The 22,419-nt window shown below is 35.2% G+C and carries 25 protein-coding genes and 1 pseudogene; 21 read left to right on the top strand and 5 right to left on the bottom strand.

The window, feature by feature from the left end; genetic code table 11:
- The first annotated feature begins 56 nt into the window (after positions 1-56).
- From D7D81_RS08585 to D7D81_RS08605, 5 genes are all read left to right on the top strand, one after another.
- A complete protein-coding gene (locus D7D81_RS08585) occupies positions 57-1,517 on the top strand; it encodes an ethanolamine ammonia-lyase reactivating factor EutA (RefSeq protein WP_125989131.1) in 1,461 nt (486 codons plus the stop codon).
- 12 nt (positions 1,518-1,529) lie between these two features.
- Positions 1,530-2,912, top strand: coding sequence for an ethanolamine ammonia-lyase subunit EutB (locus D7D81_RS08590; RefSeq protein WP_125989132.1), 1,383 nt, complete (start codon positions 1,530-1,532; stop codon positions 2,910-2,912).
- A 2-nt stretch (positions 2,913-2,914) separates the two neighbouring features.
- A complete protein-coding gene (gene eutC / locus D7D81_RS08595; protein ID WP_125989134.1) occupies positions 2,915-3,703 on the top strand; it encodes an ethanolamine ammonia-lyase subunit EutC in 789 nt (262 codons plus the stop codon).
- Positions 3,704-3,735: 32 nt separating this feature from the next.
- The gene (locus tag D7D81_RS08600) at positions 3,736-5,175 is read left to right on the top strand and encodes a sensor histidine kinase (protein ID WP_125989136.1); all 1,440 of its coding nucleotides are present in this window, start codon (positions 3,736-3,738) and stop codon (positions 5,173-5,175) included.
- A 115-nt stretch (positions 5,176-5,290) separates the two neighbouring features.
- A complete protein-coding gene (locus D7D81_RS08605; RefSeq protein WP_125989138.1) occupies positions 5,291-6,718 on the top strand; it encodes an APC family permease in 1,428 nt (475 codons plus the stop codon).
- Positions 6,719-6,766: 48 nt separating this feature from the next.
- Here the strand turns inward: D7D81_RS08605 and ubiE are convergent, their stop codons facing one another.
- Positions 6,767-7,540, bottom strand: coding sequence for a bifunctional demethylmenaquinone methyltransferase/2-methoxy-6-polyprenyl-1,4-benzoquinol methylase UbiE (ubiE, locus tag D7D81_RS08610; protein WP_125989140.1), 774 nt, complete (start codon positions 7,538-7,540; stop codon positions 6,767-6,769).
- A 323-nt stretch (positions 7,541-7,863) separates the two neighbouring features.
- Between ubiE and D7D81_RS08615 the strand changes: the two genes are divergently transcribed.
- From D7D81_RS08615 to D7D81_RS08635, 5 genes and pseudogenes are all read left to right on the top strand, one after another.
- A complete protein-coding gene (locus D7D81_RS08615; RefSeq protein ID WP_125989142.1) occupies positions 7,864-8,346 on the top strand; it encodes a prolyl-tRNA synthetase associated domain-containing protein in 483 nt (160 codons plus the stop codon).
- A 148-nt stretch (positions 8,347-8,494) separates the two neighbouring features.
- The gene (locus tag D7D81_RS08620) at positions 8,495-9,112 is read left to right on the top strand and encodes a LysE family translocator (protein WP_125989144.1); all 618 of its coding nucleotides are present in this window, start codon (positions 8,495-8,497) and stop codon (positions 9,110-9,112) included.
- Between the two features lie 224 nt (positions 9,113-9,336).
- Entirely contained in the window at positions 9,337-9,786 is a 450-nt protein-coding gene (locus tag D7D81_RS08625) for a hypothetical protein (RefSeq protein ID WP_125989146.1), read from the top strand.
- Between the two features lie 180 nt (positions 9,787-9,966).
- Entirely contained in the window at positions 9,967-10,329 is a 363-nt protein-coding gene (locus tag D7D81_RS08630) for an ArsR/SmtB family transcription factor (RefSeq protein ID WP_125992029.1), read from the top strand.
- A gap of 77 nt (positions 10,330-10,406) precedes the next feature.
- Positions 10,407-10,696 (top strand): annotated as a pseudogene (locus tag D7D81_RS08635) (arsenate reductase/protein-tyrosine-phosphatase family protein).
- A gap of 115 nt (positions 10,697-10,811) precedes the next feature.
- On the opposite strand, the gene D7D81_RS08640 reads toward D7D81_RS08635, so the two are convergent.
- Both D7D81_RS08640 and D7D81_RS08645 read right to left on the bottom strand, forming a co-directional pair.
- Positions 10,812-11,594, bottom strand: a complete 783-nt coding sequence (locus D7D81_RS08640; RefSeq protein WP_125989148.1) for an ABC transporter permease — start codon at positions 11,592-11,594, stop codon at positions 10,812-10,814.
- A gap of 4 nt (positions 11,595-11,598) precedes the next feature.
- Positions 11,599-12,243, bottom strand: coding sequence for an ABC transporter ATP-binding protein (locus D7D81_RS08645; RefSeq protein ID WP_125989150.1), 645 nt, complete (start codon positions 12,241-12,243; stop codon positions 11,599-11,601).
- A gap of 756 nt (positions 12,244-12,999) precedes the next feature.
- Here D7D81_RS08645 and D7D81_RS08650 point away from each other — a divergent pair.
- From D7D81_RS08650 to D7D81_RS08695, 11 genes are all read left to right on the top strand, one after another.
- Positions 13,000-13,518 (top strand): transcription repressor NadR, encoded by a 519-nt coding sequence (locus tag D7D81_RS08650; protein ID WP_125989152.1) that lies wholly within the window; start codon positions 13,000-13,002, stop codon positions 13,516-13,518.
- A 123-nt stretch (positions 13,519-13,641) separates the two neighbouring features.
- Positions 13,642-13,881: a hypothetical protein gene (locus tag D7D81_RS08655; protein WP_125989154.1), complete on the top strand. Its 240-nt coding sequence runs from the start codon at positions 13,642-13,644 to the stop codon at positions 13,879-13,881.
- Position 13,882: 1 nt separating this feature from the next.
- Complete coding sequence (locus tag D7D81_RS20115) at positions 13,883-14,062, top strand: hypothetical protein (protein ID WP_286170358.1); 180 nt, start codon at positions 13,883-13,885, stop codon at positions 14,060-14,062.
- Positions 14,059-15,360 (top strand): sodium:solute symporter family protein, encoded by a 1,302-nt coding sequence (locus D7D81_RS08660; protein ID WP_286170359.1) that lies wholly within the window; start codon positions 14,059-14,061, stop codon positions 15,358-15,360. The genes D7D81_RS20115 and D7D81_RS08660 overlap by 4 nt, the downstream gene beginning before the upstream one ends.
- A gap of 90 nt (positions 15,361-15,450) precedes the next feature.
- Positions 15,451-15,699 (top strand): hypothetical protein, encoded by a 249-nt coding sequence (locus tag D7D81_RS08665; protein WP_125989156.1) that lies wholly within the window; start codon positions 15,451-15,453, stop codon positions 15,697-15,699.
- Entirely contained in the window at positions 15,680-15,994 is a 315-nt protein-coding gene (locus D7D81_RS08670) for a YbjQ family protein (protein ID WP_125989158.1), read from the top strand. The genes D7D81_RS08665 and D7D81_RS08670 overlap by 20 nt, the downstream gene beginning before the upstream one ends.
- Before the next feature lie 114 nt (positions 15,995-16,108).
- A complete protein-coding gene (locus D7D81_RS08675; RefSeq protein ID WP_125989160.1) occupies positions 16,109-16,747 on the top strand; it encodes a lactate utilization protein in 639 nt (212 codons plus the stop codon).
- A 186-nt stretch (positions 16,748-16,933) separates the two neighbouring features.
- Complete coding sequence (locus tag D7D81_RS08680; protein WP_125989162.1) at positions 16,934-17,569, top strand: TetR/AcrR family transcriptional regulator; 636 nt, start codon at positions 16,934-16,936, stop codon at positions 17,567-17,569.
- 5 nt (positions 17,570-17,574) lie between these two features.
- Positions 17,575-18,555, top strand: a complete 981-nt coding sequence (locus D7D81_RS08685; RefSeq protein ID WP_125989164.1) for an acyl-CoA dehydratase activase-related protein — start codon at positions 17,575-17,577, stop codon at positions 18,553-18,555.
- Entirely contained in the window at positions 18,552-19,661 is a 1,110-nt protein-coding gene (locus D7D81_RS08690) for an acyl-CoA dehydratase activase-related protein (protein ID WP_125989166.1), read from the top strand. The genes D7D81_RS08685 and D7D81_RS08690 overlap by 4 nt, the downstream gene beginning before the upstream one ends.
- On the top strand, positions 19,636-20,634 hold the full coding sequence (locus D7D81_RS08695) for an acyl-CoA dehydratase activase (protein WP_125989168.1): 999 nt from the start codon (positions 19,636-19,638) through the stop codon (positions 20,632-20,634). Before D7D81_RS08690 ends, D7D81_RS08695 begins: the two co-directional genes overlap by 26 nt.
- 43 nt (positions 20,635-20,677) lie before the next feature.
- Here the strand turns inward: D7D81_RS08695 and D7D81_RS08700 are convergent, their stop codons facing one another.
- Positions 20,678-21,010, bottom strand: a complete 333-nt coding sequence (locus D7D81_RS08700) for a hypothetical protein (protein WP_125989170.1) — start codon at positions 21,008-21,010, stop codon at positions 20,678-20,680.
- The gene (hydG, locus tag D7D81_RS08705; protein ID WP_125989172.1) at positions 20,997-22,397 is read right to left on the bottom strand and encodes a [FeFe] hydrogenase H-cluster radical SAM maturase HydG; all 1,401 of its coding nucleotides are present in this window, start codon (positions 22,395-22,397) and stop codon (positions 20,997-20,999) included. The genes D7D81_RS08700 and hydG overlap by 14 nt, the downstream gene beginning before the upstream one ends.
- Positions 22,398-22,419 lie beyond the last annotated feature (22 nt).

Consider the following 22,419-nt stretch of genomic DNA (forward strand, 5'->3'; position numbering starts at 1 on the left):
TTCCTGTCATAAGGCCTTGTCTATTTTTAGTAACTCAAGTCTAAGGGGGTGAAATAATGGGTCAGAAGATAATAAGTGTGGGACTTGATATTGGTACATCTACAACCCAGCTTGTTATTAGTGAACTAATACTGGCTGATCTGGCCGGTCAGGGAAAAGTGCCTAGTATAGAAATTCTTACTAAAGAGATAAAATATCGCAGCAAGATCTATTTTACCCCTCTGCAGAGTAGTGATGTTATCGATGGACCAGCAGTAAGGGAGATTGTTAGTAATGAATATAAGCTGGCTGGAATAGAGAAAAAAGATATCCAGTCAGGGGCTGTAATAATAACCGGGGAAGCAGCCCGTAAGAAGAATTCGAAAGTAATTAGCCATCAGCTAGCAGATTTAATTGGGGAGTTTGTGGTGGCTACAGCTGGCCCGGATCTGGAATCAGTTATAGCTGGAATGGGGTCAGGGGCCTGTCGCTTATCTAAAGAGAACAGTGAAGTGATCGCTAATTTTGATATTGGGGGTGGAACCAGTAATATAGCTGTTTTCCAGAAAGGAGAACTTATCGATACAGCCTGTTTAAATATTGGAGGTCGGCTTATAAAATTCGATGATGAGAACAGGATTTCCTATATTTCTAAATATGTAAAGGAGATAGCTGCTAGTTTGAATTTATCCCTGGGAATTGGTGACAGTCTTATTGATGACGGATTACAGGATAAGATTAAGAAGATAGTTGAGCAGATGGTACAGTGTTTTTTAGAACTGCTGGGTTTTAAACCACTATCTGACATATGTAAAAGCCTTTTGGTGGGTAGTAGTCTGAAAAATAGTTATCAGCTTGATAAAGTATCTTTTTCTGGAGGGGTTGGAGAATACTTTTATGCTGTTTCCCATAGCCAGAGAAAGGAATTCAATGACCTTATTATAAGCTATGGTGATATTGGTCCTCTGCTGGCCCTGGCAATTAAGGATAGTGAACTTAAAAACATGGTCAGGATTAGTAAGACCCAGGAGAAGATTAATGCAACTGTGATTGGTGCTGGACTCCATGTAAGCGAAATAAGTGGTAGTACAATTACTTATACTGGAAACAGTCTGCCCCAAAAAAATATCCCACTTATAAAATTGTTTACTGCTGAGACTAAAGAAGATTTAGAGGGATTGGGATGGAAGATTAGACAGAGATTGCAATTATATAATTTTAATGATGAGAAACAAAGGGTTGCCCTGGCGTTAAAAGGGGCGGAAGTACCATCATTTTCTGAAGTTACGGAATATGCCCGACAGATCACTACTGGTCTAAGGGAATATATTCAGGCAGGTCTGCCAGTAATTATTGTCCTGGAACATGATTTTGCCAAAGCCCTGGGTCAGGCCTTAAGAACCCTCCTGGGGATAGGTTATGAGCTGATCTGTATTGATGGTATTAATGTTAATAAGGGTGATTATATTGATATAGGAAAACCCCTTTCCCGGGGAATTGTTTTACCTGTTATTATAAAAACACTGATTTTTGAGTAAAAAAAGGGGATTATGCTAATGTATAAAACCAGATTATTAAATAAGGTTTACCAATTTGTTGACCTTAAAGAGGTACTGGCTAAAGCCAATGAGGAAAAATCAGGTGATAAACTGGCTGGTATTGCTGCCAGTAGTATGGCAGAAAGGGTGGCGGCAAAGATAGTTTTAAGTGAGCTTCTGATTGAGGAGATTAGTAATAACCCGGTTATCAGATATGAGACAGATGAGGTTACCAGGGTTATCCAGGATGGAGTTGAGCAGGAGGTTTACAATAATATAAAGAACTGGACCATTGCTGAACTAAGGGAATATATTCTGGATGAGAATACGAAAAATTCCCAGTTGAAAAGCCTTAGCCGGGGTTTGACCAGTGAGGTTATAGCTGCTGTTACTAAATTGATGTCAAACCTTGATTTGATCTACAGCGCAAAAAAAATTGAAGTGATTACTCATTGTAATACTGAAATTGGAGAAAGAGGAAGGCTTTCTTCTAGATTACAGCCCAATCACCCCAAAGATGACCTGGCAGGGGTACTTGCTTCGGTTAGAGAGGGTTTAAGTTATGGTATTGGGGATGCAGTAATCGGTATTAACCCTGTAGCAGATACGGTCAGTGGAACTATTAATCTATTGAAGGGTCTCCATGATTTTAAAGAAGAGTGGTCAGTACCTACTCAGGTATGTGTCCTGGCCCATATTAATAGTCAGTTAGAGGCTGTTAAACAGGGGGCTCCAGCAGATCTTATTTTTCAGAGTATTGCTGGTTCAGAGAAAGGGAATGAGTCTTTTGGAGTTAATGTCAGCAGATTAGATCAGGCTCAAAAACTTATAAGAGAAGAAGGGACAGCCCCTGGTCCAAACCTACTTTATTTTGAAACAGGCCAGGGTTCTGAACTTTCGGCTGAGGCACATTTTGGAGTAGACCAGTTGACCATGGAAGCCCGCTGTTATGGCCTGGCCCGCTGTTATCAACCCTTTCTGGTAAATACAGTAGTGGGTTTTATTGGTCCAGAATATCTCTATGACAGCAAACAGGTCATCAGGGCAGGGTTAGAAGACCATTTTATGGGTAAACTTAGTGGTCTGCCGATGGGGGTAGATGTCTGTTACACAAACCATATGAAAGCAGACCAGAATGATATTGAGAATCTAGCTGTTTTACTTACCTCAGCAGGTTGTAATTATTTTATTGGGATACCCCATGGTGATGATGTGATGTTAAATTATCAGGCTGCCAGTTATCATGACATTGTAACCTTACATCAGACCCTGGGCTGTCGTCCAGCCAGGGAATTCGAAGACTGGCTGGAAGAGATGGGGATTTATCAAGATGGTAAAATAACTCCTAAAATGGGGGACCCATCTATATTTTCTCAAAAAAGAAAGGGGGAGTAAACATGACAGAGGGGGTTGATTTTCGAGAAGATAATATTGAGGATATCAGGGAGAGAAACATTCAGCAGGAGATATTTATTAGCAGTCCACTGGATTTAAAGATGATCAGAGCTCTAAAAAAGACTACCCCGGCCAGGATTGCTGTGGGGAGATCAGGACCGCGCTATAAAACCAGTACCCTTTTAAGGTTTCGGGCAGACCATGCTGCAGCCAGGGATTCGGTAATCAGTAAAACAGACCAAAGGGTAATTGAGGGAATGAATCTTTTTTCTGTTAAGACTTTATGCCGTGATAAGGAAGAATACTTAACCAGGCCGGACCTAGGGCGCAAATTTTCAGAGGAGACGATAAGTTTGATCAAAGAGAGGTGTATCTATCAGCCGGATGTACAGATTGTAGTTGGTGATGGATTGAGTTCAAAAGCAATCGAGGCCAATGCCAGGGATGTTCTTCTTTCTTTAACAGCAGGGCTTAAATTATATGAAATCAGTGTCGGCACCCCTTTTTTTATTAAGTATGCCCGGGTAGCGGCCATGGATTATATCTCAGAGGCTTTACAAGCGAAGGTTACCTGTATTTTGATCGGGGAGAGACCAGGCCTGGCTACTGCCCAAAGTATGTCTGCCTATCTGGCTTATGAAGCTAAGGTTGGCATGGTAGAAAACAGGAGAACGGTAGTATCCAATATTCATCAGGATGGTACTCCTCCAGTTGAGGCCGGAGCCTATCTGGTAAGTATTATCCAGCAGATGTTATTTCAGCAAGCTAGTGGTCTGGAACTACAAATATAACGCATACTTACTTCTGTAAAGGTTGTGTTTTTATGAATAGTTTAAAAGGATTTTGCCAGGAATATACAAAACTTAGTGCCGGGGATATAGCGATACTGGAAAAATATCAGGCTTCTTTGCAATCTATTGCTGATTTAAATAAAGCAGATGTTTTTATCGATTGTTTAATGAAAGATAGTAAGAAGGCAATTGTAGTTGCGGAAGCTAAACCCGAAAATAGTAGTTCAATCTACTATGATGCTTCCTGGTTAGGGGAAGGGGTATCCCAGCAGAATGAGCCTGGTGTTTTTCATACTCTGTGGACCGGCCAGCATTCCCATAATACCTTGGGCAGAGCAGTTACAGAAAATAAGGTTTTATATAATGAAGGAATGATAATCAGACAGTCGGTAGTACCAATTAAAAATGGTGAGCAGGTAATTGCCTGTTTAATCATGGAAAAGAACATTGAAAAACAGGTTGAGCGGGAAAAGGAATATGAGATTTTTAAATATGCAGCTGATATGTTAAGTGAAAGTTTCCATGAAGTAGTGATCAGGGATGGCAATCTAATCTCCCATTTATATGAAGGGTTAATTATTACTAATGTAGAGGGTAAAGTGGTTTTCGTCAACCCCAATGCAGAAAAAATTCTTGCTAAAATTGGTACAACTGTACGGCCTTATACTAATATCTATTTTGATGAACTGGCCTTTAATATTGGTTTTGATGAAATCAAAGAAACTAAAGAGAAAAAGATTAAAGAGCTTTCACTGCAAAATCTGGTCCTACAGTTAAAATGTATCCCGATTACTTCAGCTGAGGAAGAGATTGGTTTTATATTTTTGATCAGGGATATTACTGAGATTAAAGACAAGGAGAGGGAATTAATACTGAAAACTACGGCGATCAAAGAGATTCATCATCGGGTAAAAAATAACCTGCAGACAGTGGCGACCCTTTTAAGACTTCAGATGAGAAAACACAAGGATAGAGAGCTGAAAGGTCTGTTAAATCAAAGTATCAACCGGATTATGAGTATTTCAGTTATTTATCAATTGTTATGTAGTGAGGGTAATCAGATTTTAAACTTGAAGATGATTCTGAAAAAAATAATCGATATTAATACCAGGGGAATTATGGCAGATGAGCAAAAAATCCTTACAGAGATAAGTGGTCAGGATATTATGCTGGATTCAGATAAAGCTACAACTGTAGCCTTGATTGTAAATGAACTTATTCAAAATAGTCTAAAACATGCCTTTCAGGATCAGGATGAAGGGTTTATTAAAGTTAAAATTGTTGAAGATTCCGGATTGGTTAGTATTGTTGTTCATGATAATGGTAGAGGCATTCAGGAAGATGAAATAGCTGAGAATAGTAATCTAGGCTTAAAAATAGTTAATACTTTGATTAAGGAAAAATTAAAGGGAAACATTGATATAAAATCAAATTACGGTACAGAAACTATTATTGAATTTAGTAATTTTTAAGATATTTTAACTGGAGGTGATTATTAATAAATATTGGACTAAAGTTTATGTGAACTAGCTAGAAATTGATTATTATTCTGACTATCAAATATTTTAAGAACAGGGGGTAAAGATAATGAATGATTTACAGGAAGGAAAACAGATGGAAAGGGGTATCAGCTTTCTGGGGCTGGTAACCCTGGCAAGTGGGACTGTAACAGGTGTAGGCTTTTTGATGATGAGTGGTGATATTGTCAGTCATGTAGGGAGTTTTAATCTGGTGGTTACATATATAGTAGGTATGATGGCGGAAATATTTGCCATGTTGGCTGCTGCTACCCTGGCATCTAGTTATCCATCAGCTGGTAGTGTGGTAACCTATGCCCGCAAGGTATTAAATAATCATACCCTGGGTTTTCTGGCAGCCTGTGCACTATGGCTAGGTATGATAGCTATTGATGGAGCAGAATTGATGGCTTTAGGAAGGTATATATATTATTTCCTACCTCAAATGGATTACTACTGGTGGGGGGTTATTGTCACAATAGTTTTTATTGCTATCAATTTATTAGGAGTCTCGATGACTTCTAAAACTCAGTCTATTTTAGGTTTGGTTATGTGGTCTGGTCTGATGTCTGTACCTATTATTGTTTTGTCAAGTGGGCAGACAGATATTTCTTACTGGCAGACTTTCCAGGAGACGATTGGTTTTAATGACTGGATGACAGCTATTTTCTTTGGGGTTTATTGTTATGTTGGTTTTGTAACTATTCTACCAGCAGCAGAGGAGACTGTTGAACCGGAGATTAGGATTCCCAAGGCAATGTTGGTAGGTACATTGATAACTGGTTTTTTCTATATTACCGGGGGTTTAGCAATTACGACTTTAAGGCCTACTTCAGAATTACTGGCTCTGGCTGATAATGGGCCCTTTGCCAGTGTCTGGGTTAAAGCGATGGAGGTTATTTGGAATGGTAAAGGGGCAGTCTGGATGAATTCTATTGCTATTATTACCTCTTTAACAACTGCCAATGCCTGTGTCTATGGTGGGGCTAGAATGCTGTATGGTATGGCCAGAGAAAGACAGTTGCCTGAATCTTTCAGAAAGATAAGTGAAAGATTTAGAATACCCATTATTCCGATTATTGTAACTGGAGGGGCTATTCTATTTTGTGTATTAACCGGGGCTATAAGGATAGTATCAGTAATAGCCAATTTTGTATTCTTCCCGCTCTGGGGTATAATTGGACTGGCTTCTTATAAAAACCTATCTAATAAATTAAAAGCTGGTGGTAAGTTAAGTGATAAGATACCTTTTTATATCCCTGGTGGAAGGCTCTGGCCGGTAGTTACTATTATTATGGCAGTTGCTTTTACCATAATTACCTTTCTGGCTACTGATGATGTTATCTTTGGTGGGGGAATAACGGTAGTTTTCTTTGTAGTGATGTGGCTCTATTATATCCTGTGGAATAAGTATAATAAAAACAAAGGAATAGATATTGTTACAGAAGCAGAGAAATATGAAACAATTAAGGCTGATGTCCAGAGTTGGGAGGCATAGTAAATTTGTTATCATAGTTAAATATATATTAATCGTTGTTCCATTTCTTTAGTAAGGGAAATGGGGCAACGATTTTGTTCCTTCTACTATGGATACTATTCCACCGCAGAGATTATGGTATTTAACATTAATTAAGCCTGAACTACGAAACAGTTCAGCTAATTGCTTTTGGGTGATAAAGGCCCTAGCTGATTCATAAAGATACTGGTAGGCCTTTTTATAAGAAGAAAATATTTTAGCAATGGGTGGTATTATTATTTTAAAAAGGTACCAGTAAAGGTCTTTGAAAATAGGTATTTCGGGGTGTGCCATATCCAGAGAGATGACTTTTGCCCCTGGTTTAACAACCCGTCTCATTTCTTGGACGGCAAGTTGAAGATCGGAAACATTACGTAGACCCCAGGCAACTGTAGCACAGTCAAAAGTGTTTTCTTGAAATGGTATATTTAAGACATTTCCATTTATTAGCTTGATTATCTGTTCTAGATTATTACTATGTGTTCTTTTTCTGGCTAAAGCTAACATGTTAGCAGCAAAATCAATCCCAATTATTGTGCCACTTGAACCTACAGCATGAGCCAGCTCTATTGTTAACATACCTGTTCCACAACAAAGGTCTAATCCCTTATCACCACTTCTAATTCCACTATAGTTAACCACTAACTTCCGCCAGTATCTATCTAACCCCATAGTCATTAGAGTATTCATCAAGTCATATTTATGTACTGCTGAGTTAAAGATATCCAATACTATTTTCTCTTTGTTTTCCTTACTTGAGTTTTTTATTAAACACCTGTCCCCAGTATTTTCCTTGTTTTTCAAGAAAATTCAACTCCAAATTATTATTTTTTTTACTATTCTTAATATAGTTTACCACCAGCTCCTTTAATTATGTTGCTATAATACAAACAGGGGAGGGAGTAGACTTAAGACTAGAAAAAAATGTTATTTTAGCAGGATTAGTGCATAGGATTGTAGAATATATAAATAGGAAAAAACATCTAAGCCACTCAAATTCACTCAGCAAGTCAAGTCTGGCTAAGCTTCGTGAATTTCGCAAATGCCTGGTACGTTCCTGGTACGTTATACGGTGCGACTGACTTAAGTTGTTAAAAACAAAAGAAAGAATTCTTAGGAGGTAAAAAATGACTAATGAAGAAAAGGAAGTAATAGATCTACTTGAGAATCTTGAGATTGAGTATAAAAGAGTAGAACATCCGCCAGTTTTTACAGTTTTGGAAGCAAAAAAGAGATGTGAAATTGAAGGAACAGGTTGCAAAAATTTATTTTTAAAAACCAATAAAAATTATTATTTGACCATAATTGAAGATTCTAAAAGAGCAGATTTAAAAGGTATATCAAAACAATTAAAAATATCTAGATTATCTTTTGCTAATGAAGAAGAATTAGCTGATTTATTAGGTTTAAAACCAGGGGAAGTAACTCCTTTTGGATTAATTAAAGATATAGATAATGAAGTTATAGTTATAGTTGATAATGAATTAGAAGATTCTAATTTTGTCTCATTTCATCCTAATGTTAATACGTCTACATTGACATTAAAATATAATGATTTTGAAAAGTTTTTAGATTGGACGGGAAATACAATTGTTAAAACAATAGTTTAAGTGAAAAAAATATTTGACGATATTTTGAGCTATCTAAGGCCCCTGAACTTCGGTAATACCTGAACATTATCTGAAATTCAGCTAAAGTATAGTTTTGTAATGACTATTTTAATGTTATGTAATATTAGAGTTTAAAAAGGAGGAAATCATGATAAGCTATGGATTTATATTAACATCTTTAATAGTAATTTTAATTCCAGGAACAGGAGTTATTTATACTGTTTCTATAGGGATAATGGGTAGTAAAAGAGATAGTATTGCAGCTGCAATTGGTTGTACTGTGGGAATTGTCCCACACTTGATAGCAAGTATTATTGGTTTATCAGCAATTTTTCACATGAGTGCACTTGTTTTTCAAACAATAAAAATTGTTGGTGTTGTTTATTTACTTTATCTTGGATGGGGTATGATTAAAAATAAAGATGGTTTGGTAATCAATGAGGACTCTAAAGAAAAAAGCACTTTAAAAATTATTGTTAAAGCAATTTTAATTAATTTATTAAATCCAAAACTTACATTATTCTTCTTTTCATTTCTCCCTCAATTCATTTTGAATATGGAACATGGTTATATATATCAAATGATCATATTGAGTATAGTTTTTATGGGATTAACTCTTATTGTATTTATTCTATATGGGATACTTGCAAATTATTTTAAGAGTTTGATTGTTACTTCCCCTAAACTAACTCTTAGAATACAGCAATTATTTGGTTTAGTTTTTATAGGGTTGGCTATTAAATTAGTACTTAGTGATGATTACTAATTTATGACAGTATCAAGAATAACATCTAGTTATTGAAGAAGTTTTGCTCAAGTTTTAAATCTCATATGGAGGCAAATGGTCTTAAGAATTTATGTTCCTAGCAAAAATATTATTGAAATAGAGAATTAATGGAATATTTAGCATATAAATTATGAAAAGAAGGAAGACTAAAGAAGAAATAGGAGAAATAACAAATCTGGGTATAGAATTTAGGGGTGTATAAAATGTTCTTAAATATTGTAATTGGTTTTGTAATTCCGTGGATTTTTGGAATTTATCTCTATAAAATGGCTCCTAAAATATTGCTTAGCATTTTTTCGTTAGGTACTGTCTTATCACATATAATCAATGCCTTTGCTGATGAACATAAAATGTGGCATCTCTTACCAGATAAATATTTATCTATAGACTATTTAATGTTTGATATCGGGTTATACGCTATTCTGCCTAGTTATATGATATTTTTTATTTATCGCTATGAACAAATGAATGGTTATATATTTGTGCTGATTTTTACTGTAATAACAACTATTTTAGAATTTTTCTGGTTCAAAATAGGTAGAGTTACTTATCATAATGGCTGGAGTATTTACCATACTTTTTTTTCTTACCTAATTCCTTATTTGCTTATCTTTATGTACTTTAAATTACTTAGAAAAGTAAAACTTTACTAACTGTTAGCAGCAGTAAGCTTAATTTATAGTATAGGGTGAAGTTAAGCTATGATACTATGGCAAACCCCAAAATGTAACTAAATAGTAAAATATATAAATTACTTGACATAAATATAATATTAGAATATGATATATGAGTATAAACGGATATATGAATGGGAAAGGAATAGTGATAGTCTTATGGATTTAGTCGAAATAGTAAAGGCTCTTTCACATGAAAACAGAATAAGGATATTGAATTTGTTGAAGCAGCAGGAGTTATGTGTCTGTGAATTAGAAAGTATACTGGATGTTAACCAATCCAATGCTTCAAGGCATTTGAGCAAATTAAAACATGAGAGACTTATAAATAGTAAGCAAAGGGCGCAATGGGTTTATTATAGCATTAATGAAGATTTATTTTCTGAACATATTTTTTTAAAGAACATTCTTGATGAGTTAGATTCCCTGGATATTTGCCAGGGAGATAATCAAAGACTAAAAAAATACCAAGCCAGTGGCTTATCCTGTGAACAATTGAGTGAAAATACATTATTTAATTGAACTTTCTAAAAACAGTAGATCTTTTTGTGGGCAAATTATGTTTATATTAATATTAAATAAAAGGGGAGGTATAACCAATGAAATATAAAGTTGCTTTTGTTTGTATAGGAAATTTCTGTCGTAGTCAAATTGCTGAAGGATTTGCCAGAGAATATGGAAGTGATTGCTGGAGGTTTACAGTGCAGGAACTAATCCAGCAGATCAGGTAAAACCAAATGCTGTTAAAGCTATGGAAGAGGTAGTGAGAGAAGATTGGGGACTCGATGACCCAGTTAGTAAACCAATGAATATTTTCAGGGAAACCCGGGATGTTATAGAGGGGAAAGTAAAGGAACTAATTGAAAAGGCCAGAGAAGGTAATATATAGAAAGCCAAAAACAGTAGGTAACTGATACCTACTGTTTTTTAAAAAATTTCTATTACACAGACCCCAGGGATTTGTACAGATGATAGTATTAGAACCTGGAAACAATGCTTTATAGTTATAACTCAGTTTTTAATTGAAGTCTATCATTAAAAAATGTTCTAGAACCCCATTTTATCATTATATAAACTGTAAGGGTGACACTACCCATTATACCAAGCATAATAGCAATCTGGTATTTAATAGCTGTTAGAGGTGTGGCACCTGCCAATATTTGTCCAGTCATCATACCTGGTAAAAAGACAATACCCATCCCCATCATTGAATTTATAGTTGGTAAAATGGCCTGATAGAAAGCCCTTGATGTGATATTTTTTGTAATTAATTCTGGTTTACCACCTAACATTAGGGCATTTTCAATCATCGTTTGATTATTCTTTAACCCACTAATTATACCTTCGACACCTAGTGATATTCCTGTCATGGAATTACCGATTAACATTCCAGCCAAAGGAATAAAATATTGTGGTTGGTACCATGGGTTTAGATTAATAACTATTAATATAAAATAAAATATTGTAATCACTGTACCTGTAAACATGGCAATTGCAATTATCTTCTTTAAATCTATTGAAATATCACTGACTCTACCATAGATGTTTTGTACAGCAAACCCTTGCATTAATAGTAGAATTATGATACTGGAAAATAGGTTGGGATTGGCAAAGATATAGGTGAGCAGATAACCAACTAATACCAGTTGAACTGTCATTCGGAAATTAGCAAGGATAATCTGCCATTCATTACCGATTTGCTCATGTTTGACAATAAATAAGAGAATAATGACAAAAATATATGCGGCTATAAGTTGAACAAGTGAAATATCCAGAATATCCTCCATAATTTTATGACCTCCTGTTTTCTACATTTTCGATCTGCCCATTATTTAAGGAGATGATAGTTTCACCATATTTATCAGCAATATTTTTTGAATGTGTTACCATAATTAGGCTGCCATTTCTTTTCTTTATATAGTTAACTACCATCTGGACAATAAATTCTTCAGTATTTTCATCCAGGGCTGATGATGGTTCATCAAGCAGTAGTATAGTAGGCTGGAGAAGTAAAACCCTGGCTAAAGCCACCCTTTGTTTTTCTCCACCTGATAGTTTCTGTGTATCTGTATCAAGGGAGAGATTTAGGTCAACTTTATTAAGTAAATCCTTATAAATATTTTCATCCCTAAAGTTATATTCAGAATATTCCAGTGTTTTGGTGAAGTTATCTCGAATAGTATCTGGAAACATAATAGGGTTTTGTGGCAGCATTAAGACTTCCCTTCTCAATTCAATCGGATTGTACTTATTAATTTTCTTTCCTTTATATTTTAGGGAACCGCTATCAATAGAAATCATATTATTTAACAGCTTTAACAAAGTGGTTTTACCACTACCACTTTTCCCTACAATACAGCTTATTTTGTTTTCCTCGATTTTCAGTTTATTAATATCTAATACATCTTTATATTTGACAGATGTAAATGTGAACATAGAAAATCCCTTCTTTATATAAAATTATCTTTCCCTGGATTTTATTTGCTGGTATATTTCAAAGATATAGTAGTTATAGGCATGATGTAGGATATGGATCCATAAAGGCTAAAAATATCTTTCTTAATATTCTGTTCTTCATTTGGTTTAATACCTCCAAGTGGAATTGTTATTATCTAAAATCGATATCGTATAACAACATTATATACTTTATATATAATTATTGTCAAGTTATACTGCTTTGCTTCCTGGCTCCTAATCTGGAAAAGGTAGAGGGTAATAGATAATTTGTTCTTGTTAAAATAATAAATATATGTTAAACTTAAATAAAAAATTAGAAAAAGGGTGAATTTCATTTAAAATTATGATTATCAGTACTTTAACCATTAGTAACTTAAAACTATCTACTTAGGTTGGTTAGAGTACTATAAATATATATTACCATATTTTAACAAACGGCAAATGGTTTATTATATCTCTGCTTTCTGGTCAATATTCTAGCCAACCAGTATAACCTGGTGTGAATATGACTAAAAAAGGAGAGATTTTTATGTTATTAATAGATACGAAAGAAGTAAATAAATAGGTAGGTGCTAGACAGTTAAGATTAACTCAATCCTTTAAAATATAACATTAAGATGGATTATAATTACTTAAAGCAGGAGAAATAATCTAAACTAAGAATATATAGTAAGGAAAGAAGAATTAGAACAGACTGGTGGTCTATAGTTTTATTTGGAAAAGGAGATGATTAAAATGAAAGCAGGGGAACGGCGTAAAAAATTGATTTCAATGCTAAAAAATAGTAGTGAGCCTATTATAGGCTCAGACCTGGCCGAAAAGTTTGCTGTTAGTAGACAGGTAATTGTGCAGGATATTGCCCTTCTCAGGGCAGAGGGAGAAAAAATTCTGGCTACATCCCAGGGTTATCTTATTCCCGGTAATCAGTTAAATACTATAAAAAGGACTATTGCCTGTAGACATAATAATGAAGAGGTAGAAGATGAGTTAATGACCATTGTAAGTCATGGGGCCAAGGTCAATGATGTAATAGTTGAACACCCTATTTATGGAGAGATAAGAGGGGTTTTGATGATTCAATCTCCCTTTGATGTAGAAAAATTTATGCTAAAATACAGGGAGAATAAGGCGACTTTACTGGCCTCTTTGACTGATGGAGTACATTTACATACAATAGAAGCGATAAATGAGAGTGTCATAAAACGACTTAAGAATGAACTCAGGGCAAAGGGTTATCTCTTAGAACAGGATTAAACTGGTGTTGGACTGTAAAATTATTTGATATTTATTAAGGTGTTTTTTTATTGTCATGTGTAAAGACATTTGACATTACATATAAAATTAAATATAATTATTTTTAATATGGGAGGTGGTTTCATGTCAGGTGAAACTAATAATACCAGGGGGTTATCCAGGTCAAAGAGGAAAAGTCGTTTATCACGTAAAAGATGGTTCTGGTTTATTTGTTTAAGTTTATTAATTTTATCTGCTTATATTGTTCCTTATGTTTTCCTGGGGGATATTGCCAGGATTACTGCTTCATTTTTGTACTGGACTTTGTTTGCTGTACTGGCAATCTTTTTTACTATTAGAATAATAAAAAATTGGAGGGATTAAAATGTCAGCAAGATATGTCTATCTGGCTATGTTTATTTATATTGTAATTGGCTGCTGGCTTGCATATGCTGCCCGTGTCGATATGAAAAAAGATATTATGGATTATTTTCTAGGGGGGAGATCTACCGGGGGATTGTTGCTGCACTATCATACAGTGCAACTACTTATAGTGCTTTTATGATGGTTGGACTGGTGGGTTTTACATATTCAGGTGGTGTTGGAGCCCTGGGGTTTGAGCTTATTTATCTGGCTGGCTTATCATTAGTAGCCTTTTTTGGGCCTAGATTCTGGCTGTTGGGGGAAAAATATGGTTATATTTCACCGTATGAAATGTTAGCTGACCGGTATAATAATAAATGGATTTCTATTATATCTTCTTTCACTGCCTGTATTTTTTTAATTCCTTATCTTTCAGTACAGCTAATGGGGGTTGGTTACTTAGTGAACGGTCTGTCTGATGGAGAAATTCCCTTTATGGTTGGAGTAGTGATAGCAACCCTTCTGGCAATTGCCTGGGCCCTTGTTGCTGGTCTGCGTTCAGTAACCTGGACAGACTCATTACAATCTCTAATTATGATTATAGTTAGTGTTTTAGTCTTATTGTTTATTGTTTACAGTAGATTAGGTGGTTTTCTTAATTTTTTTGCTATACTTGAAAAGGATTTTCCAGAGTATTTATCTGTTCCTGGTCCTGGTTTTTTTAATTTCAAGACATTCCTTGGACTTACTCTACCCTGGTTTTTCTTTTCAATTTCTAATCCCCAGGTTAGTCAACGCTTATTTATTCCCGATTCCTTGAAATCAATGAAGACTATGATTAAAGGTTTTCTGATTTTTGGCTTTATTTATACCCTGGTTTCAGTTTTCTGGGGGTTTACTGCTTTGATATTACTGCCAGGTCTAGAGAGTGTAGATATGGCTACCCCTGTTTTACTGGGTTCCACTTATGTACCAGTAACGCTCGGCTTGCTCGCTATGGTTGGTATTACTGCAGCGGCTATTTCTACGATTGATTCTATTATGTTAACCCTGTCTTCCCTGGTATTACAAGACTTATATCCAAAAAAGAATAGGGATCAAAAAAACAACCTGGATTTAGTGACTGCCAGGGTGATCATTATTCTGATAGCATTTCTAGGGTTTTTGTTTGCCAGTCAGCAGTTTGATTTGATAGCAGCCCTGTCAGTGGCTTCTTCAGTAGGTTTACTGATAGTAGTTCCGACTATATTTGGTGCTTTTTTCTGGCGTAAATCTACTGCAGCAGGTTCTATTACCAGTCTTTTAAGTGGTTGTTTAACTGCCGTTTATCTACAGTTTACAGGATGGAGTCCCTGGGGTTATCCAGCAGGTGTCTGGACTTTAGTAATTAGTTCACTGACTTTTATAATTGTAAGTTTGCTGACAATTCCACCAGAGGAGAAGGCTGATGAACTATTAGATTATCTAGATAAAGAATTAAGCAAGCGGAATATACTATAAACCAGGCAATTGATTTGATTTTTTTATTAATTTATGCAGGATTTTTTTTATAAAAGTTGAAGGTAATATATGGGTTTAAGTTAAATTGCAATGTATTCTGGAATTTATAGAGGAGGGAGTTATATCAAAAAGATAGGTCAGGTAATACTGGGATTGAGTATCTTTTTATTGATTGGCACTGGACTGTATTATTTCTTAAGTAGTATTCTTCAGGACTCCTCAATGTCGGTAGTGATCAGGGTTGGAATAATAGGTGTAATACTGGGGTTGATTATTCTTCTTTATAGTCTAATAAAAGAAAGGATGGAGGATCTTAAAGATGATAATAGTGAATACTAGTCAGATTGCTGGTAAAGAAATAAGTGAAGTCCTTGGTCTGGTCAGAGGTAATACTATTAGGGCACGTCATGTTGGGCAGGATATTATGGCAGGTCTAAGAAATATTGTAGGTGGTGAAGTAAAAGAATATACCCAGATGATTAGTGAGGCCAGGGAAGAAGCCCTGAAAAGGATGGTATCTGAAGCTGAGAAATTAGAGGCAGATGCTGTTATTAATATTCGTTTTACTACTTCACAAGTTATGGGTGGTGCAGCTGAAATACTGGCCTATGGCACAGCTGTCAAAATAGGTTGATTATTAATTAAGTCTGGGTGATGAAGCTATTTTGTTCATTCTAAAGTTACTTATATCAGATAAATAATAAATACATATTAAGACACTTATAAAATATAGAGGAGGTAATTAATTGTGTTAAAGTCCAAAAAAGAATATTACCGGATTAAGGGGAATGAGCTGATTAAGAATTTTAAGAAGAGGAATATAGAGGGCTACTATTGTTCTACAGGAGAAGAAGCCGTCAAAAAGGCTCTGGAATTAATAAAAGGGGGTTCTACAGTATCCTGGGGTGGTTCAATGACTTTAGAGCAAATTGGTTTATTGGAGAAATTAAAGGAATCTAATCTAAAATTGTTGGATAGGAATACTGCTAAAAATGCTGAGGAAAAGGCAGAGATATATTATAGAACCTTTAATTGTGATTATTTCTTAATGAGTTCAAATGCAATTACTCAGGATGGCAAATTAGTAAATATTGATGGGAATGGTAATAGGATAGCTGCCCTTATATATGGACCCAAAAATGTTATTGTCATAGCAGGTATGAATAAAGTTACTAAAGATGAAGAGAGTGCAATGAAGCGTATAAGAAATTGTGCTTCACCGATAAATGCCATCAGGCTGGAACAGAATACACCTTGTACTCAAACTGGTCACTGTCATGAGTGTTTAACAGAGGATTGTATTTGCTGTCAAATGCTAGTAACTAGAAAATCAAAACATGACGGCCGTATAAAGGTAATACTTGTAGGTGAAGAAATAGGTTTTTAAAAATATATATTTTATTATTCCCCGAAATGAACAAGCAGTCGGGGATTTTTTAATAATAGAATTAATAAATATTTTTTTAATCTAATTATAAATCAAAAAAATTATAGGGTCATTTTTCTTTTTCTATTGACATAATAATCTTTTTTTTGTAAAATAAAAACTGAAAATACTAAATTGGTTTCCTTAATGAAGATGAACTTCTGTTCTGCTGTTTTTGCTGAGGAGGGAAAAATAACCATGGGCGGCAAGACCAATAGAGAAAGAGAGCGAATTTTAGCAAAAGCCAGGGATTTATTTTTCTCTTATGGTTATTCAAAGATAACGATGGATGAATTAGCTGCTGAGCTAAAGATGAGTAAAAAAACCATTTATAATATTTTTGCCAGTAAAAGGGACTTATTAGATGAGGTAATAAAAAATCATTTTAAGGATATCAAGGAGGAAATAGAAACACAGTTAAAAAGAGAGATGTCATTTCAGGAGATGCTGAAAAGATTATTATTAATTATTAATCAAAAGACATCATTAATTAATATTAGAGCACTTGATGATATTAAAAAAAACAGTCCTGATTCCTGGAAAATGATTAAAAAATATCGGGAATCATTTTTACAGACCCGTTTAAAAGAAATATTTCAAAAAGGGATTAAGGAAGGGGTTATTAAGGAGGGTATTCCACTTGAATTAATAGTACTGGTGACTATGAATTTAATCCGCAATATTACACCACCTGAACTAATGGGTCTTCCATATTCTTTTGACCAGGTTTTAGAAATGATTATAGAAATAATTATTGAAGGTATTATTGTTAGAGAGGAGTAATATATATGAAGATAGGAATACCACGGGCCTTGCTATATTATTATTATTTTCCCTTCTGGGAATCTTTTTTTAATAATCTTGGCTGTGAGCTAGTAGTTTCTGATAAGACGTCAGAAATGTTGATTAATAGAGGGATAAAGAACTCTGTTTCTGAAATATGCGTGCCTATTAAGGTATATATTGGCCATGTCTTTAATTTACTTGATAAAGGTGTGGATTATATTTATGTTCCGAGGTTTATCAGTATTAAGAAAAACATAACCTTCTGTCCAAAGTTTTTAGGTCTGCCTGATATGATTAGAAATTCACTCCAAGGAGTAGAGGGAAAGATTTTAAGTAATTATATTGAAGCCAGGAGTGATGATATTTCTAATTATAAAAATTATCTTGGTTTTATGGATAAGTTAGGGGTATCCCGTTCGACACTGAAAAATGCTGCTAAAAAAGCCCGTAAGGTCTGGCTGAATTTTCGTGAGAAAAGCAGGCAGGGTTTATTTATAGACCAGATTTTAAATGATAGAATAATTACTGGGGCAAGTAATAATGAGATTACAATAGGTGTTGTAGGTTATGTCTATAATGTCTATGACCAGTTTATTAGTATGGATTTTATAGATCGACTAAGAGAGATGAAAGTAAATGTTTTGACTTTTGAAATGCTTGAGACTAAAAAGATTGAAGAGCAAGTGGGTAAATTTGCTAAAAAGATGTTCTGGGAGTTTACCAATAAATTACTTGGTGCGGGTTATCACTTTATCCATTCCCCTCAAGTAGATGGTATTATTCATATAACTGCCTTTGGTTGTGGGCCAGATTCTATTTTAGGACCATTTCTGGATACAGAAGCCGAAGCCTTTAATAAACCTTTAATGAGACTGCGGATCGATGAGCAAACAGGTGAAAGTCATTTGATTACCAGAATAGAGGCCTTTACAGATATGATTAGGGCAAAAAAAGAAGAAGGGGAAGGGGGGAGTTTCAGGTGAAAATAACTTTTCCACATATGGGGTCACCGTTAATTTATACTAAATTATTTGAATTACTTGGTCATGAGGTTATTGTTCCTCCCAAGCCTACCCAAAAAACTATCAATTTGGGGGTGAAATACAGCCCTGAATTTGCTTGTTTCCCTTTAAAGGTATTACTCGGTACCTATCTGGAAGCAATTGAGATGGGTGCAGATACTATTGTTTCCAGTGGTGGGAATGGCCCCTGCAGGGCCGGTTACTATGGAGAAGTACATCAAAGATTAATAAGGAATATGGGTTTAGATATTGATTTTATCATTTTTGATGAACTAAAGAGGGATTATAAAGGATTTATTAATAAATTAAAGAAGTTAAAGGGTCAACATTCCTGGTTTGACTTATATAAAATTGTAAAGACTGCGTATAAAATGGCTGTCTCAACTGATAAGGTAAAAAAGTTTATTGAACACAAACGGCCTTATATAAGTGATAAAAAGAAATTAAACAAGGTTAAACTTGCTATTGAGGATCAATACAGGGAAATAAAGACAGAGCAAGATATAGTCAGGGTTGAAGAATATGCCTTTAAGATACTGAAAGGTCTCGATATTGAGGAAAAAACAGGAGCTGAGAAATTAAAGATAGGTATAGTGGGAGAGATTTATGTTGTTATGGAAGCAGGTATCAATTTTAACCTGGCTGAGTTGTTAAACGATTTTGGGGTTGAAGTAGAGATGTCCCATTATATTTCAGAATGGATACAGGAGAATTTAATTCCCTTTGTTTCCCATGAAAAAGAGATTATGAAAAAAGCTGAAGACTATATTGAAACAATTATTGGCGGACATGCCAAACAGAATGTTGGTCATATTGTTGATTATAAAGAACGGGGATTTGATGGTATAGTTCATTTGAAACCATTTGGCTGTCTACCGGAACTGGTTACCCAGAGTATCTTAGATAAAATCTCTGATGACCTGGATTTACCTATTTTATCCCTTTCTATAGACGAGCAGATGGCAACTGCTAATGTTATGACAAGGATTGAGGCCTTTATAGATATGATTAAACAAAAAAAATACAAAAGGAGTAGTGACCATGAAAGACATGTATTTGGGTATTGACATAGGTTCTGTAAGTATCAATGTTATAGCAATAGATTCAGAAAATGAGATTCTTTTTAAGTCTTACTGCCGTAATTCAGGTGAGCCTGTGGAAATAGTAAAAGAGGTCTTAACAGACCTTCAGGAAAAGGTTAAAAACAGATACAATGTTAAAGGAGTAGGAGTGACCGGAAGCGGCAGGCAGTTAATTGGCTACATACTGGGGGCAGATGTTGTTAAAAATGAAATTACTGCCCATGCAACAGCTACAATTCATTATCACCCTGATGTCAGTACTATTTTTGAAATAGGTGGGCAGGATTCAAAACTCATAATAGTCAGGGATAGGATAGTAACTGATTTTGCTATGAATACGGTCTGTGCTGCTGGGACAGGTTCTTTTCTTGACCATCAGGCCCAGCGTCTAGGGGTAAAGATCGAGGAGTTTGGAGAACTGGCCCTGACAGCTGAGAGGGATGTCAGAATAGCTGGTAGGTGTACTGTTTTTGCTGAGTCAGATATGATCTCTAAACAGCAGTATGGTTTTACAAAGGCGGAAATAATTAAGGGTTTATCAGAGGCCCTGGTCAGGAACTACATTAATAATATAGTCAGGGGTAAAAAGATTAAACCAGTATATGTCTTCCAAGGTGGGGTAGCTGCTAATGTTGGTATCAAAGCTGCCTTTGAGAAAGAGATCGGCAGTGAGGTTATTATACCGGAGCATTTTAATGTTATGGGGGCAATTGGTATAGCAATAATTGCCCGTAATTACATCCTTAAAAATGAGACAGATACAAATTTTAAAGGTTTTGCAGTGACCAGGGATAGTTTTAATACAAGTACCTTTACCTGTAGTGGTTGTCCGAATATGTGTGAAGTTATTAAAATCCAGGCAAATGGGACAACTATTGCTATGACAGGGGATAGGTGTGGTAAATGGTCAAATTCACTTAAGAGCAGTGAGGATCTTCTGGATACTACTACAGCCTAATAATATAAGAGGAAGTACTCAAAATGAGTACTTCCTGGTTAATTCATTTAATTTCCAAAATTGACAACATGAATTCCTCCAGGCTTTTTATCTCAGATGAAGGTAGTTCCTGGTGGCTCTCAATGAACAGTAAGTAATTATCTGTCAGTGGTATTTTAACTGCTTTTACATAAAGCTCTTTACCGGCTCCGGTCAGATATGAGATTCGTTTGCCTAGCATCTCGGCTATATATATTTTCCTTTTGGGAAAGTAATCTACATATTTTTTACAGAGGGTTTTAAAGATTTGTTTTAATGTCTGCTGGTTTTCTTCGGCGATTTTCTTCTGGACATCAGTAAAAAATTCTTTCAATTTATTTTTATTATACGAAGACATCACGTTTACCTTCTTCAATTAAAGCGAGTTTTTCTACAATCATTTCCTTCCTTGCCTGATCTTTTACAGCCATTTCCTTTAGATTTTCTGCAATTAATTTTTCACCTGCTTTAATTGTTTCAGGGGAGGCGTAATCAAGTAGGTATTCCTTAAAAGTAAGGATAGCATTTGGCATACAAAATTTATGTACTAAACCAGGTTTAGCAAAGGACATGAAGTGTTCGCCTGTCCTGCCGCATCTGTATCCTGCTGTACAAAATGAGGGTACAAAACCCAGTTCACATGCTTCAGCTATAACCTCATCAAGGGAACGGATATCTCCTAGATGGAATTGTTCTTTTTCAGGGATATAGCCTTCTTCGCTCTGTTTATACCCACCAATCCCTATTCTGGAACCAGCATCAATCTGGGTTACCCCCAGAGGTATCATTTCTTTTCTAATTTTAGCACTTTCCCGGGCAGTTAAGATTAAGCCAGTATAAGGGACTGATAGGCGGATAATGGCAATAATTTTTTTGAAATCTTCATTTGAAACATGGTATTTATTATTATTATAAAATGGGGTATTGATTGCTGGTTCAATCCTTGGCATTGAGATAGTATGTGGTCCAACACCAAACTTTTCCTCCAGATGAATGGTGTGGTAAAGCAATCCCATCACTTCAAATTTCCAGTCATATAGACCGAAAAGGGCCCCAATACCCAGGTCATCGATACCTGCCTCCATAGCTCTATCAAGACCATAGAGCCTCCACTGATAGTCACTTTTTTGATCACCTTTGGGGTGAATTAGTGAATATGTATGGTGGTGATATGTTTCTTGAAATATCTGGAAGGTACCAATCCCTGTATCATGTAGTTTCCTGTATTCATCAACTTCCAGTGGGGCAGCATTAATATTAACCCGGCGTATTTCCCCCTGTTCTGTTTTAGTGTCATAGGCCTTTCTTATTGTTTTACAGATAAAATCTGCATTATAATCAGGGTGTTCTCCATAAACAAGGATAAGCCTTTTCTGACCCTTGTTTTCCAGGATTAAGACCTCTTCTTCTAATTCATCCATGGTCAGGGTTTTTCTTTCGACAGCTTCATTGTCTCGCCTGAAGGCACAGTATAAACAATTATTTATACATCTGTTTCCAATATATAGTGGTGCAAAAAAAACAATTCTATTGCCATATACAGATTGCTTTACCTGACCAGCCAGTTGATAAATTTCTTCTAGCAAATCTGTGTCATTGACCTGTAGTAATTTGGCTGTTTCTTCTGGGTTAAGCCTGTTTTTTTCTTTAGATTTAGCCATAATCTCTCTTATTTCAAGGGGATCAGGTTCTTTCGAACTTTCCAGTAAATTATGAATCTCTCTGTCGTTAATAAAATCCTTCATAATATTAAAACCCTCCTATTAA

This window comes from Halocella sp. SP3-1 (assembly GCF_003953885.1).
Classification (GTDB): Bacteria; Bacillota; Halanaerobiia; order Halanaerobiales; family DTU029; genus Iocasia; species Iocasia fonsfrigidae.